The 14,636-nt window shown below is 40.2% G+C and carries 15 protein-coding genes; 7 read left to right on the top strand and 8 right to left on the bottom strand.

What is annotated here, in order from left to right; translation table 11 throughout:
- Positions 1-17: 17 nt before the first annotated feature.
- The gene (proQ, locus tag MNY66_RS08690) at positions 18-707 is read right to left on the bottom strand and encodes an RNA chaperone ProQ (RefSeq protein ID WP_047256223.1); all 690 of its coding nucleotides are present in this window, start codon (positions 705-707) and stop codon (positions 18-20) included.
- Positions 708-818: 111 nt separating this feature from the next.
- Positions 819-1,301 (bottom strand): GAF domain-containing protein, encoded by a 483-nt coding sequence (locus tag MNY66_RS08695; protein ID WP_047256224.1) that lies wholly within the window; start codon positions 1,299-1,301, stop codon positions 819-821.
- Between the two features lie 277 nt (positions 1,302-1,578).
- On the opposite strand from MNY66_RS08695, the gene yebS reads away from it, so the two are divergent.
- The 3 genes from yebS to MNY66_RS08710 all read left to right on the top strand — a co-directional run bounded on the left by yebS (position 1,579) and on the right by MNY66_RS08710 (position 5,585).
- Complete coding sequence (yebS, locus tag MNY66_RS08700; protein ID WP_047256225.1) at positions 1,579-2,808, top strand: membrane integrity lipid transport subunit YebS; 1,230 nt, start codon at positions 1,579-1,581, stop codon at positions 2,806-2,808.
- The gene (locus MNY66_RS08705; RefSeq protein WP_241500688.1) at positions 2,783-5,125 is read left to right on the top strand and encodes a PqiB family protein; all 2,343 of its coding nucleotides are present in this window, start codon (positions 2,783-2,785) and stop codon (positions 5,123-5,125) included. Before yebS ends, MNY66_RS08705 begins: the two co-directional genes overlap by 26 nt.
- Before the next feature lie 226 nt (positions 5,126-5,351).
- Positions 5,352-5,585, top strand: a complete 234-nt coding sequence (locus MNY66_RS08710; RefSeq protein ID WP_047256227.1) for a DUF1480 family protein — start codon at positions 5,352-5,354, stop codon at positions 5,583-5,585.
- 483 nt (positions 5,586-6,068) lie between these two features.
- Here MNY66_RS08710 and MNY66_RS08715 read toward each other — a convergent pair whose 3' ends face one another.
- The 4 genes from MNY66_RS08715 to ftnA form a co-directional block, all read right to left on the bottom strand.
- Positions 6,069-6,413: a YebY family protein gene (locus tag MNY66_RS08715; RefSeq protein ID WP_197076007.1), complete on the bottom strand. Its 345-nt coding sequence runs from the start codon at positions 6,411-6,413 to the stop codon at positions 6,069-6,071.
- 68 nt (positions 6,414-6,481) lie between these two features.
- Entirely contained in the window at positions 6,482-7,390 is a 909-nt protein-coding gene (copD, locus tag MNY66_RS08720) for a copper homeostasis membrane protein CopD (RefSeq protein WP_047256229.1), read from the bottom strand.
- A 24-nt stretch (positions 7,391-7,414) separates the two neighbouring features.
- A complete protein-coding gene (gene copC, locus MNY66_RS08725) occupies positions 7,415-7,801 on the bottom strand; it encodes a copper homeostasis periplasmic binding protein CopC (protein ID WP_047256230.1) in 387 nt (128 codons plus the stop codon).
- Positions 7,802-8,113: 312 nt separating this feature from the next.
- Positions 8,114-8,617, bottom strand: a complete 504-nt coding sequence (gene ftnA / locus MNY66_RS08730; RefSeq protein ID WP_047256231.1) for a non-heme ferritin — start codon at positions 8,615-8,617, stop codon at positions 8,114-8,116.
- A 482-nt stretch (positions 8,618-9,099) separates the two neighbouring features.
- Between ftnA and MNY66_RS08735 the strand changes: the two genes are divergently transcribed.
- A complete protein-coding gene (locus MNY66_RS08735; RefSeq protein WP_047254702.1) occupies positions 9,100-9,330 on the top strand; it encodes a DNA polymerase III subunit theta in 231 nt (76 codons plus the stop codon).
- A gap of 55 nt (positions 9,331-9,385) precedes the next feature.
- On the opposite strand, the gene yebF is transcribed toward MNY66_RS08735, so the two are convergent.
- Positions 9,386-9,757, bottom strand: coding sequence for a protein YebF (gene yebF / locus MNY66_RS08740; protein ID WP_047254701.1), 372 nt, complete (start codon positions 9,755-9,757; stop codon positions 9,386-9,388).
- Positions 9,758-10,023: 266 nt separating this feature from the next.
- Positions 10,024-10,227, bottom strand: a complete 204-nt coding sequence (locus tag MNY66_RS08745; RefSeq protein WP_047254700.1) for a YoaH family protein — start codon at positions 10,225-10,227, stop codon at positions 10,024-10,026.
- A 422-nt stretch (positions 10,228-10,649) separates the two neighbouring features.
- On the opposite strand from MNY66_RS08745, the gene pabB reads away from it, so the two are divergent.
- From pabB to MNY66_RS08760, 3 genes are all read left to right on the top strand, one after another.
- A complete protein-coding gene (gene pabB / locus MNY66_RS08750) occupies positions 10,650-12,056 on the top strand; it encodes an aminodeoxychorismate synthase component 1 (RefSeq protein ID WP_241500689.1) in 1,407 nt (468 codons plus the stop codon).
- Positions 12,040-12,600 (top strand): CoA pyrophosphatase, encoded by a 561-nt coding sequence (locus MNY66_RS08755; protein ID WP_241500690.1) that lies wholly within the window; start codon positions 12,040-12,042, stop codon positions 12,598-12,600. The genes pabB and MNY66_RS08755 overlap by 17 nt, the downstream gene beginning before the upstream one ends.
- Before the next feature lie 407 nt (positions 12,601-13,007).
- Entirely contained in the window at positions 13,008-14,372 is a 1,365-nt protein-coding gene (locus MNY66_RS08760; protein ID WP_241500691.1) for an L-serine ammonia-lyase, read from the top strand.
- Positions 14,373-14,636 lie beyond the last annotated feature (264 nt).

A 14,636-nucleotide genomic window follows, 5' to 3' on the forward strand; every position in this document is an offset into this window, starting at 1 on the left:
CCAGGTTGACCTCCGTATCAGAACTTTAAATGTTCCGCGCGCACCATCATTGCCAATCCAGTCGGTAACTGGACTCTGACACCGTCTTTGGCAATTTCCAATACTGACGCATCCATTAAGCTCTGGCCAATTTTGACTTTCAATAACTGACCGACTTTTAATGCCGTAATATCAGTGACTGATTTCAATGCAGGTTGAGGAGAGTGTCCGGCAGGTTTACGCGGTTTGGCAGCTTGGTTTGGCGAACGATTTTCACGTTTTTCACTGTCTGCAGTACGACGGCGAGGCGTGCTATTTTTTGCCGGAGCAGTGCGTGGTGGTTTTTCACCAGCAGCTTTCTCTTTTTCAGCAGCGCGTTTTTGTGCACGTTGAGCTTGAACACGCGCTTTTGCTTCAGCAAGCTGAGTCTGTGCATGTTCAATGTGTTCTGCTTCTAACTCACCGCAATCATTACCATCAAGATCAACACGTTTAGCCCCTTCTTTAACACCGTAAAGGTAACGCCAGCTTGATGTATACATGCGTAATGCTGTACGCAACTGAGTTTTACTTATACCATCTTCATCCGTCAAACGTCCGACGATATCTTGGAAGATACCAATTTTTAGTGGACGCGCTTCTCCTTCAGCGATAAAACAGAGCGGAAAACGCTCTGCCAGAAAAGCGATGACTTCTTTACTACTATTCAACTTAGGTTGATTTTCCATGAAATTTCCTGATAACAACGATTTTGCCAACCAGCATGGGCATGAACAAGCGGACATTATAATAGCGTTACAAACAATTACCACGCCCTGATTAAGTTAAGTTACCCTTAATTATTGATATTTTGCCATAGAACATAGCGCGAGATGTTGGCACAACTGGCTTACAAGCATTTTCAGGCCAATTTCATCTTCTTCATCGAACCGTTCAATATTTGGGCTATCAATGTCCAAAACTCCCAAGATCTGACCATTTACCTCTAAAGGCAGCACAATTTCAGAGTTACTTGCCGCATCACAAGCGATATGATCGGGGAATTCATGCACGTCGGCAACCCGCTGGATCTTATTTTCTGAGAATGCGCTTCCACATACCCCTTTGCCAAAAGGAATTCTGACACAGGCGATTTTACCTTGAAAAGGACCAAGCACTAATTGCTGTCCATCTCTGAGATAAAATCCCGCCCAGTTAATATTTTCTAAGCGTTCAAATAATAATGCACTGGTATTAGCTAGACTGGCAATAAAATCGTACTCTCCAGCCAATAGTGCAGACAAACTATCCGTAAGCTCACGATATAAAATCTGTTTATCCATAATGATATCTTCTAGAAATTAACCAAGTTTCAATAATGCGCACCATAAACCACCGAAGAACAGGTTATCAGGATGTCACTTTGTGGTAAAATTTATTCCGTTCACAGACCCAATAAATTACCTTATAGGCAAACTCGTGCCATCATAGGCACGATAAATCAACAATAACGGCACTAACAGCTGCAATACTCAGGTGACTCTGCGCAGCTTTTTCCGCGTATTAATGTCAATATGCGCGGTATTTTTATTTTGAGTCACCCATAGCGAACATTTTTATATGGCTCAGATTAATAGGTGTGACACAATTTCGCAACGTTGTTGTTATTGCGATCAAAAATTACAGCTACCTGCGGCGCGATATACCCAACAAGCGCTGATTTGTCCGCGCTGTAATAGTAAATTAGAAGATGGCAATAGTTGGTCGCTAAGCCGCTTAACTGTCTTAGCTATTTCTATTCTAATTTTGGCCCCGATTGCTTTCTGGCAACCTTTAATCTCGATACATCTTTTGGGTAGCCAAATAGATGCCAACGTATTTACTGGCGTCAAATTAATGAGTCAACAAGGCTCGCCATTAACTGCGGCGATTGTGGCGTTTTGTGCCATTGCCGCCCCGCTATTTTTACCCTTATCGATTCTTTATTTATCTTTAGGCTCCCGCATCGGGATGAATTTACGGCCGATATTATTAGTCTTAGGCCGCTTAAAAGAGTGGGTGATGCTGGATGTCTATTTGGTTGGATTAGGTGTAGCGGCCATAAAACTGCAAGATTACGCGACTATTTTTATCGGTAACGGCTTAATCGCCTTTATTTGCATCACTATTTTAAGCCTTTTAATGCTTATTCATCTCGACCTTGAACGGCTGTGGTCTCGATTTTATCCACAAGCTTCTCATGGCGTGGAAAATAACGCGCTAATCTGCCGCGCCTGCGATTATACTGCGCCGCCCAATCAACGTGGAGTTTGCCAACGCTGTCATCGTCCACTACATGCCAGAGAACCCGCCAGTATGCAGAAATCCTGTGCTGCATTAATTGCTGCTATGGTTTTATTATTTCCGGCCAATTTATTACCCATATCGATTGTTTATCTCAATGGTCAGCGAATGGAAGACACAATTTATTCTGGCGTAGTGTCATTAATTCAATCAGGAAACTGGCCGATTGCGCTAATTGTGTTTATCGCCAGTATATTTGTTCCTTTTTTGAAAATAATAGTGATGATAATCCTGCTAATATCTATCCGCATTAACAGCGCATTAGACCCGATATTGAGGATGAAATTATTGAGATTTGTTTCATGGATTGGCCGTTGGTCGATGTTAGATTTATTCGTTATTGCTCTGATGATGACCTTAATTAATCGAGACCAATTAATGTCATTTACGCTAGGACCAGCCGCTTTTTATTTTGGTGTCGCTGTCATTCTCACCATTATTGCCGTTGAATGGCTTGATAGTCGTCTAATTTGGGATACATATGCAAAAAGAACCACAACCAAGTGAACCCTCAGAGCCTGAAGTGCCGGTGATGATAAAACACAAAGCTCGAATTTCTCCCTTTTGGTTGCTGCCACTGGTCGCGATTTTTATTGCCGGCTGGCTATTACTGCAACAGTGGTCACAGCAAGGAACCGAAATTACGATCCAATTCTCATCTGCCCCGGGCATCGTGGCAGGAAGAACCCCTATTCGCTATCAAGGGGTCGAAGTGGGTATGGTTAAATCAGTCGCAATTAGCCAAAATATGCAAACCATCAGTGTCACGGCGAGTATTCATAAAGACATGAAATCGGCGCTGCGTACAGGCACCAAATTTTGGCTAGTAACCCCCAAAGCCTCATTAGCTGGCGTCTCTGGCTTAGATGCTTTGGTTGGAGGCAACTATATAGGCATGATGCCGGGAGAAGGCGCGGAAGCACATAATTACATCGCACAAGATAGCCAACCTCAATTTCATATGGATGCCGGACAATTACTGATTTATCTCAGCGCCCCGGATTTAGGCTCACTGCATGAAAACTCAGCGGTCTATTATCGTAAAGTGCCTGTCGGCTATATTTATGATTATTCTATTTTACCTGACAGCCGAGGCGTCTCTATTGCGGTAGTAATTGAAAAACGCTATGCCCATTTAGTTAAACAAGACAGTCAATTTTGGAATGTTTCGGGTGTACAAGGCGAGTTTGATCTGCGTTCAGGTGCCAGCATTAAAATGGAAAGTCTTTCTGCGGTTATTAATGGCGCAGTTGCCTTTGACTCGCCAGAAAACAGCCCTACCGCTGAACAAGATCAAAACTTCCCTTTATTAGCAGCCAAAGATATCGCTAATATTGAAAACCAATATGGAGCAGAAAGTTTACGCCTGACATTAACCTCTCCCGAAACCTACGGCGTGAACGCTGGGCAGCCTATTGTCTATCGAGGGATCAAGATAGGTGAAGTTTTAGCCCGTAATCTCTCCAATGAAAATGTCATTTTCAATATTGGAATATTGGACGAGTATCGTCACTTAATCCGCGAAAATAGCAAATTTGTCGCCAATAGTCGGGTAGATGTTCAATTTGGTTTAAATGGAGTGCAATTTCAAGGAGCAACGCCACAAGAATGGCTAGAAGGTGGTATCCACTTGCTGGCTGGATCAGGCGCACCCACAAATAGCACTGAAACCTATCCTCTCTATCGCAGTGATGAAAATGCCCAAGCGGGTGTGATAGGCGCGGAACCAACGACATCAATCACATTAGAAACCAATACGTTACCAGATATTCAGGCCGGCTCTATTGTTCTATATCGTCAATTTAAAGTTGGCGAAATAGTCTCAATTAAACCGCATGCCAAAGGGTTTAGTATCAATGTGCATGTTTCTCGTCAATACCGTAATTTATTGACAGATAACAGTGTATTCTGGGCAGAAGGTGGTGCCAAAGTACAATTGAACGGCCATGGGCTTACCGTACAAGCCGCCCCACTTAGCCGAGCGATTAAAGGTGCTATTAGCTTTGATAACTTTTCCGGCGTGGTGGTGAATGACGAACGTCAGCACACCCTGTACCCAAACGAAACCGCGGCTAAAGCCATTGGTAGCGTGATTACCCTCACAACCTTCGATGCTTCTAAGCTATCCGTAGGAATGCCTATTCGTTATCTCGGCATCGATATCGGCCAAATTGAATCGATGAAACTATCAGCCAATAAAAGTGAAGTGCATGCTCAAGCGATTTTATATCCCCAGTATGTCCAATCATTTTCAATGACTGGTAGCCGTTTTGCCGTAGTGACGCCAGAGCTGTCTTCTGCGGGCGTGAGTAACTTAGATTCACTGCTGCAACCTTATATCAATGCAGAGCCCGGCCGAGGCACAAAAAACCGTTATCTCTTTGCTTTACAAACCGCCAACATTACTGACTCTCGCTATCTTGATGGCATGACTATCGTGCTTGATGCCAGCGAAATAGGCGCTTTACAAGTCGGAACGCCGATTCTATTTCGCGGTTTGGAAATTGGCACAGTGACCGGATTTACGTTGGGCGAACTGTCTGACAGAGTCTATGTTTCCACCAGAATTGGTAAAGAATATCAATATCTTATCCGAGATAATACTGAGTTTTGGTTAGCTTCTGGATACAATTTATCCTTTGGCTTAACGGGTGGTGTAGTGAAAAGCGGCACCTTTAAACAATTCGTCCGTGGAGGAATAGCCATTGCTACACCACCGACCGTACCTTTATCCAATCCGGCTAAAGCCGAACAGCATTTCATCCTAAAATTAGAGCCACCTAAAGATTGGCAGGAATGGGGAACGGCAATCCCTAAACGATAATGCTACAGGAGGTGCATATTATGAGAATATTGCACCTCTTTTTTATTTAATGGTTAAATTTATTTTGGAAATGGATTCCATTTATACTATGCTGTATAGCGTGAGTATCAATAAGGTAACAATTAAATTACCTTGCAGTAACTCAACGAATGCTTGTTATTGCTGTTCCTTGAACGGCTTACTGCAGTATTAGCTGATTACCATTAAATGAAATTAGGGGTTACCGATGAATATCGTAAAATTGAAAATCTCTTCCTATGAAATTGATGATGCTATTCTTTCTGATAAACAAACGTCTATGGTACGTATCCCGTGTAATTCAGATACCGAATTCTGTATGCAGTTGGATGGCTGGGATGAACATACTAGCATTCCCGCCACCATCAACGAGCAACCGGTGCTACTTTATCGACATCAGTATGATAAAGAACGTGATCACTGGGTTATGCGAGTCGCCTAATGTGTATGCGTAAACAGTATGAAGTCATGATAATAAAAAAAGAGGCCAGATAAATTCCGCTTATCTGGCCTTGGGAAAGGGCTCTGCTTGAGCCATGCGCTAAACTATTTATCTAAACTATTCATCTAAACTCTTTATCTATAACTATAATTTTGATTTTAACTATGGTCTTAATTGATATAGCCTATAATTTTAATCTTAGCTGATTTACTTATTTCCGCCATTAATTACCCGCTCAATTTTACATTTTTTTAACATTAATTTATAATTGATTGCTGGTTTTTAAACAGTTTCCACTATTAGTAATTAAGTTATTTATCCTATGTAATAGATTTATTTGCCGTTATTCCTCAATATCTCCCCGATAAACCCACATTAATTTTTTCAAATTTTAGCCATAAAAAAACCCAATATTATTGATTAGGCGAAGTAATCCATAATATTGGGTCTGTTGAGCCAGTAATAAATCAGGTTTATTGCAAACTAATCATTATGGCATAAGCCTTGAGCCGCTTGCTGTATTACCGCAATGTCCATTTTCATTCCTGATTGCTGGGGGTCATCAAGCAATAAGATATCAATAGGCGTTGCATTAATTTCACGATTTTTCATCTGCTTAATAGCAATATCGTTGATCGGATACTGCATTAGTGTGGCGGGATTAATCACCATTAATGCGCCATTGCTTCGGCACTCTAGCATCACTTCTTCTCGGGTAAAGGGCCATTTATCTGCCCCTATCTGTTTTTTGCTCACCGTCGTAATGGGCGCAGAAAGCGATGAAAAACTGATGCTGGTTAATAATAGTGTGAAAACAACGGATTTGATGTTCATGTATACTGCCCTTCACCTAAATTCATGATCAGTGATATTCATCAGCGATATTAATCTGATCGTCATGCGGGTTGATATGTTGCAAAAATAGCAACAGCGAGAATCGCCATTGTACCTAAAATTAGCTCGATCCAGCTATTAATAATCAAATATTGTAACCGGCCAGCTAACTTAAGTTTGGGCACCAGCACATAGCGATTAACCACCGCTAAGATTAACATCACCAGTACCAAGCCAATTTTTAGCCCCAGCAGTGATTGATAATCAGAGAAAGTAAAATTAATCGGCCAGCCCGGTAACAATAATAAGCTATTAATTGTTCCTGTGATTAACACCAAAATCACCGCGATATGTCCAATCTGGGAAAAGCGGATCATCGTGCGAACAATAGAAGGCAGAATCGCAGGATCAATATTCCCCGTGAGCTGCTGTTTGTCGCGCATAAACTGGATACAGATCAAGAATGGCCATAATCCACCGAACCAATAAGCTGAGCTAACTAAATGAATAAATTGATTTATTTGATGTAATATACCGAGCATACCACTGTACATAGCCGCATGCCCTATAGTGGCATGTACCGCTAATAACCCGATGGAAATAATTAATAGCCCACGATTACGCCATCGCGATGATTTTAGTGTTAATGTCGCCATCGCAGCCACTGACAAAATTAATTCCCAGCGCCAAGCTTGGCCGAAAGTCGTACCCAATACACTGATCCAAGTCGAGAAATCAAATGCGTCTTCCCAACCATCGCCCATTAATCCCGCTTGTATAAACATCCAAGCAAAGGTGGTCAATGCAGTTATCAATGTACTAAATATCAAACCTTTTTTGAGCTGAGAAGATAAAAGTACCGCGAAGCGATCAACAGCGAGGGTGGCAGTGAATATGCTCATTCCGAACATTAGCATCACTGCCATAAAATGAATAAAACGAGTTAGGACATACAACTGATCCAAAGACATTATTATTTTACGATTATTTCACCATTATTTTACTGTGAAACTATATTCACCTTTAGTTTTATGTCCGTCAACCGAAACAACACTCCAAGAAACATCGTATTTACCGCTGGCGAGTTTAGCCTTGATAGGTACGATTACTTTGGTATCGTTGGCGGCATCAAGTATCGGCTTACCGGTATCAACAATAGTATTATTTGGTCCGATGATATTAACTTTAGTAAAGTTAACTTCGATTCCTTCAGAAAAGTTAAGCGTAATCGATTCAGGCGTCTGTTCTACTGATGCGCCTTCGGCAGGCAATTGATCGGTAAGGTGTGCATGAGCGAGAGCTTGCTGACAAGACATCCCTATAAATAAAACGGCGATTGCACTTAATTTGCGCCATGGTGATGTAATTTTATGAAGTGGCATAGTAACCCCTTAATTTGCAGGTGATTTTATTTGTAATGACAATTATTTTATACTAAGAAATAACATTACGCTGCCACTAATTTGTACGAGTGTTTTATCCTGTGATACAGCACTCATTTTAGTCATTTCTACAAAAGAATATACCTAAAATGACATTGTTAACCAAATGTAAATGAATTGATAATTAATTATGTTTGAATTATTGGATTAGATGAAGTGAAAATTATATATACTTTAATAAACGATCAGAGCAAATAAATAGCTCTGGTCGTTTTATCTATATTATTCGAACGGAATTATAACTGATACCAATTAAACGTGCGTTGCCGTAGACATTCCTTTTAAATCTTTATCCAGAATAAATAGGGATTTACCACTCTCACCCACCATATCCAATTTATCCAAAATAGATTTAAACAGTTTTTCTTCTTCATGCTGTTCAGAAACATACCATTGTAGGAAATTAAAGGTTGAATAATCTTGCGTAGTCATCGCTAAATGAGCCAGTTTATTAATCTCAGCGGTAATGAATTGTTCATGTTCATAGGTTGTTTTGAATACCTCAGCAATAGAAGCAAATGCTGATGGCGGTGCTGCAATCTGACCTAACAAAGGCAATGCGCCAGTATCGCTCAGATAATCAAATAAACGCTGCATATGTTCCATTTCTTCTTTCGCGTGGGATTTTAAAAACGCTGCTGCGCCTTCATAACCTTTGTCACTGCACCATGCACTCATTTGCAGGTATAAATTAGCTGAATAAAATTCAAGATTTAATTGTTCATTTAATTTATTGATCATGTCTTTTGTAAGCATATTATTTATTCCTGTTTTTCATAATAAAATATCTGTGTATTATGCACACTATTACAAATAAATACACACTAAAACAAAAATAAAACAAAATACTACAATATACTGATTAATATTAACTTTTTATAAAAGATTAAATAGTAACCAATCTCATTCAATAAACATTGAACGCAATGCGATTCATTATCTTTTAGCCATTTATTCTTTTAAATATCATTCTATTTTAATAAAGAATAATAAGATTGATTGTTATTTGCATTAAATTAAACTTATTATTTATCGATATTATTCTTATCCTAGAATTAAAATATCATCAATATAAAGACCTACGCTATCACTTAAATATATTAGCTCTAATATGTATTTTCTATCATCACAAAAAAACCTTCAAAGATAGACCTCCCCCAGCTTAGACAAGACAGGTGAATAGCAGGCTGCTAAAATACCGATATCATGGTATATAACCAAAATTAATAGGATCATACATGAGTTATAATTTGGCAGAATTGTCTAAATCAGAAATGGATAAAATCAATGTTGATCTCGCGGCCTCCGGCGTCGCTTTTAAAGAGCGTTATAATATGCCGATTATTGCCGAGCTGGTCGAACAACAACAACCCGAGTCTCTACGCGACTATTTTCGTGAACGCTTAGCCTTTTATCGTCAACGCTCTCAAACTCTCTCGCGTTTACCTTACGAACCGAATATAAAATAATTTGATCAGCAAAAAGGAGAACTTAATATTCTCCTTTTTGCTAGCTACTCATGAATTATTTTATTGGCTGATAGGTAATAGTATTTTTTACACAATCAACTTGCACATTATAACGCAGATCCTTTTTTGCACCTCGGACGTCAAGTGGTACCTGATAGCCCTCTGGGGTTTGAGTAATATTATTATTATTAACCCAAGCAACGGCTTTACTGCCTAATATTGCTTTCTCATCTTGCCAACGCGGCAGACGATTGTGCATAAAATCATTTTTTACTTGTGCGCCAATTTGCACTTCATTTAGCTTTTCACAGCTTATGAAGTGGGCTGTTCTCGCCTCATCTGAGGTGGCGGCAAACGTAAAAGCACTAAATGTTAGTGTTACTGCGGCCAACATAAGATTCAAACGGTTATTTTTTATGGTTTCCATACTTCCTCCGACAACCCTCTCTGGGGTAAACATGCTCATTAAACAATGACTTACAAACTGCCATCGATAAACAATGATTTATTTCAATATTCCTTACTCGCTATTTTCTAACTAATTTCTAACTCACGAGACAGAAAACTTGGGATTGAAAAATATCAAAGCCTATAAGTAGCACATTATTTATCGGATTTTTGTGATAATGTTAATAAAACGTTTTAATTATTTGGCTATTTACCCATTATTAACCTAATAATTTACTATTATGCCTATTTTTGAGATTGTTCTTCATCGGCATCATCATCTTCGAAGCGCACATGTATCTGTTCTTCATCTTTATATTGTTCACGAATTTCTTGAGCAACAATCATAATAGCTTCACCACTGCTCATGCCGTCCGCCATCAATTGGTGAATTCGTTCTACTGCAACCTGTTGTTGCGTATGGTTTAGTGCAGGCATTCCAGAAAACATCGTTTATTACCTCTTAAATTAACGACCGGGCCATAACATTGATATATAAGATTAAGATTATCGATGCTATGACAATATTTATATGGCTAGATTTATAGGGTTATATTTCTATAATTACAGAGATATAGGCTAATAATTTTAATCACTGCGTTGAGGGATCATCAATGCCCAAGCAACTGTTCGATTCAGCTGACTCTGATTATATTAACCCGCAGTTGATGAATGACGGGCTATGCTATCGCGACGGGCAAGTAATATAGCAGTATATCGCTATGATTTGTTAATTATCCCGAGTTCCTGAGTCAGTAATAAACAATAAGTGAATCTTAAGTCAGCGATTTGATAACAATCCGCGCTAACCCTGTCAATTAACCTATGATAATATTGTTACCGTATCTTGTTCAATTGGTTAATTAACGCCCATGAAATCTATGCTACAATCTACGCTACAAAAACGCTCATTACCGTATCATCCTAATGCCGCTCAAGATTATTTTTCTACTATAGCGCATTTACCTTGGGCTATGTTACTACACTCTGGCGCCGCTGATCATTCACATAATCGTTTTGATATTCTAGTAGCACAGCCGGTGGTGACTTTAGAAACTCAGCATCATCAAACTATTATTCATGAAGCGGATAAAAGCTGGTCCTCCGCCGACGATCCTTTTGCTCTGTTACAGCATTATTTAGCGTTGTATCAACAACAGCCTGAATTCGCCACAGAGCCAAATTCAGCATTACCTTTCCAAGGTGGCGCGTTGGGTATTTTTGGGTATGATTTAGGGCGCTACGTTGAAAAAATACCTGAACTAGCGGCCAACCAGCTGGACTTTCCTGATATGGCGGTTGGCATTTATGATTGGGGATTAGTGGTTGATCACCATTTACAGCAAGTCACTTTATTCAGTTTTAGTGATGTCGATGCGCGTCTTGAGTGGTTACAGCAGCAACAAGCCGCAGAGCAACGTCCATTTGGGTTGACCTCCGATTGGTCTGCCAATATGACCGAATCTGAATACCATGAAAAAATTGCCCAAATCCATCAATATTTGCGCAGTGGCGATTGTTATCAAATTAATTTAGCTCAACGATTTACTGCCGATTATCAAGGGGATGAATGGGAAGCCTTTTTAGCCCTAAATAAAACCAATAAAGCCCCGTTCTCGGCATTTATACGCTTACCTAAAAACACGGTGATCAGCGTATCACCAGAGCGTTTTATCTCTCTTGAACAGCGCCATATTCAAACCCGTCCGATTAAAGGTACGCTGCCTCGTTTAACGGATGCCGCAGAAGATGCATTGCAAGCCGAAAAACTGGCGGCCTCAAGTAAAGATCGGGCTGAAAATCTGATGATTGTTGATTTACTACGCAATGATATTGGCCGAGTCGCCAAGCCCGGTAGCGTTAAAGTGCCCGAATTATTTGTAGTCGAGCCCTTCCCGGCGGTGCATCATTTGGTCAGCACCATTACAGCGGAGCTAGATTCCCAGTATCAAGCGACAGAATTATTACGCGCATGCTTCCCCGGAGGGTCAATTACCGGTGCCCCAAAAGTACGAGCCATGGAAATCATCGAACAACTAGAGCCCCATCGACGCCATGGTTATTGTGGAGCCATAGGCTATCTCAGTTTCAGTGGCAATATGGACACCAATATCACCATTAGAACGTTAATTACCGATAAGCAGAAAATTTATTGCTGGGCGGGTGGCGGTATTGTGGCCGATAGTGTGGCTAGCAAGGAATATCAAGAAACCTTCGACAAACTTAGACTAATCTTGCCGCAGCTCGGAGAATTACACCAGAATGACCTGTCTCACTGATTTCATTCGTGATTTTCAGCTTAACGTCCCGGTTGCCGGAGTATCTTTTTCTCAACAGGATAAATCGGCAGCCGTGTTATTACCGATTGTTTGTAAACAACAACCGACCTTATTATTAACTCGCCGCGCCACAACTTTGCGCTCTCACGCTGGGCAAGTGGCGTTTCCCGGCGGCGCTGCCGATGCGACTGATGCCAGTTTAATTGATACCGCATTGCGCGAAGCCTTCGAAGAAGTCGCTATCCCCCCTAATCAAGTCCAAGTTCTCGGCCAATTATCCCCGATGAGCAGTCTGGGTGGTTATCAAGTTACTCCCATCGTTGGCTTAATTCCTTCCGGAATTGATTATCGCGCCAATGTCGCCGAAGTTGATGATATCTTTGAAGTGCCTTTATTTGATGTATTATCTCTACACCAACATAAATATATCGATATTATCCGTTTTGGTACGCGGCGACGGGTGTTCTTTTATTGGTATAAAAATCGCATGATATGGGGATTAACTGCGGCTATTCTTCATCAATTGGCGTTACAACTTAATTAAGCCGTTATTAATTACATTACTCTTCATTAAATCACGTTTCATTGCTAATCAGCGTAGATGAATAATAAACTGTTTATGCTATTAACCTCATCTGGTACATCGCACAATTATGCCCGCTATTTATCCCGCTATAGCGTATAATCAATTCACTTATTAATTGGCTTATTATCTATTTCCAACGGGTTATTCTCTATATAACCAAGTAGAATCCTATAAAAGCAACTAAATAAACTTAAATAGCCAAAAATAAGATAAATAATTTGTATTATTTTCAACCCCTTTTGTTAAAAACTCTATGACAATTCAAAAAAACCTATAATCGTGCTGGTTTACATTATGAAATGAAAGTAAAGTAGCGCGCTTTACTATAAAACACCAAATAACTGTTTATTTTTAAGGAGTCAAGCGTGATAAGCGTTTTCGACATGTTTAAAGTCGGCATAGGTCCTTCAAGCTCTCATACGGTCGGTCCGATGAAGGCAGGTAAAGAATTTGTCGATGATTTGGTCGCTAAAAATTTGCTACCCAGCGTCACGCGTGTAACCGTTGATGTTTACGGTTCACTTTCACTAACTGGAAAAGGCCATCATACTGATATTGCTATCATTATGGGATTGGCTGGCAATTTACCTGCAACAGTTGATATCGAATCTATTCCTGGGTTCATTCAGCAAGTTGAACAAACTGAGCAACTGCCTTTAGCCAATGGTTTAAACGTGGTTGAATTCTTGCGTGATGGTGGAATGAATTTCCGTCACGATAACTTGTCATTGCATGAAAATGGCATGACTATTCATGCTTTTTCCGGTGATGACGAAATTTATACCAAAACTTACTATTCTATCGGCGGTGGATTTATCGTTGATGAAGAGCATTTTGGGCAATCAACACTCAATAGCAAACCGGTTTCTTATCCTTATAATTCAGCCTCTGAATTATTATTGAATTGCAAAAAAACCGGATTATCTATTTCAAGCCTGATAATGAAGAATGAACTTGATCTGCATTCCCGGATTGAAATCGAACAATATTTCGCCGACATTTGGCACACTATGCAGGCATGTATTGAGCGCGGATTAAATACCGAAGGCGTATTACCCGGTCCATTACGTGTTCCGCGTCGCGCTTCTGCGCTGCATCGGTTATTAACCTCATCCAGTAAATTCTCTAATGACCCAATGCAAGTTGTTGATTTAATCAATATGTATGCTTTAGCGGTCAATGAAGAAAATGCGGCTGGTGGGCGAGTTGTTACCGCACCGACTAATGGTGCATGTGGGATTGTTCCTGCAGTTTTAGCCTATTATAACGAGTGCATCGAACCCGTCACACCAGAGCTATACATCCGCTACTTTTTAGCCTCTGGGGCTATTGGTATTCTGTATAAAATGAATGCCTCTATTTCAGGTGCTGAAGTGGGCTGTCAAGGCGAAGTCGGTGTTGCATGCTCCATGGCAGCAGCTGGACTCACTGAGCTATTAGGTGGCAGCCCTGAACAAGTGTGTATTGCCGCAGAAATTGGCATGGAACATAACTTAGGATTGACCTGTGACCCTGTCGCTGGACAAGTACAAGTTCCATGCATTGAGCGTAATGCAATTGCCTCAGTCAAAGCAGTAAATGCAGCACGCATGGCTATCCGCCGGACCAGTGAGCCTCGTGTTTCTCTGGATAAAGTAATTGAAACCATGTATGAAACCGGTAAAGACATGAACGCTAAATATCGTGAAACCTCTCGCGGTGGTTTAGCAATTAAAGTTCAGTGTGACTAAACTATTTTTACTCTTTTTCACCATCCTTAATTATTTGCTAGCTAAATTAATATAAAATTTAACTAGCGAAATAAGAATATAGCCTTAGCATTTGCTAAGGCTATTTTTTATCCCACCCTTTATTCTGCTGTTTTTTTAGACTTTTTTACAAGTTAATTCTAAATCATGGACATATTTTGTTACCGATAACAGATAATAAATCCAACCAAATAAAAAATAAACGCATCAAATATCGCCAATAATAAAAACCAAAAATAATTCCAC

It is taken from the genome of Moellerella wisconsensis, assembly GCF_022592395.1.
Lineage (GTDB): Bacteria > Pseudomonadota > Gammaproteobacteria > Enterobacterales > Enterobacteriaceae > Moellerella > Moellerella wisconsensis.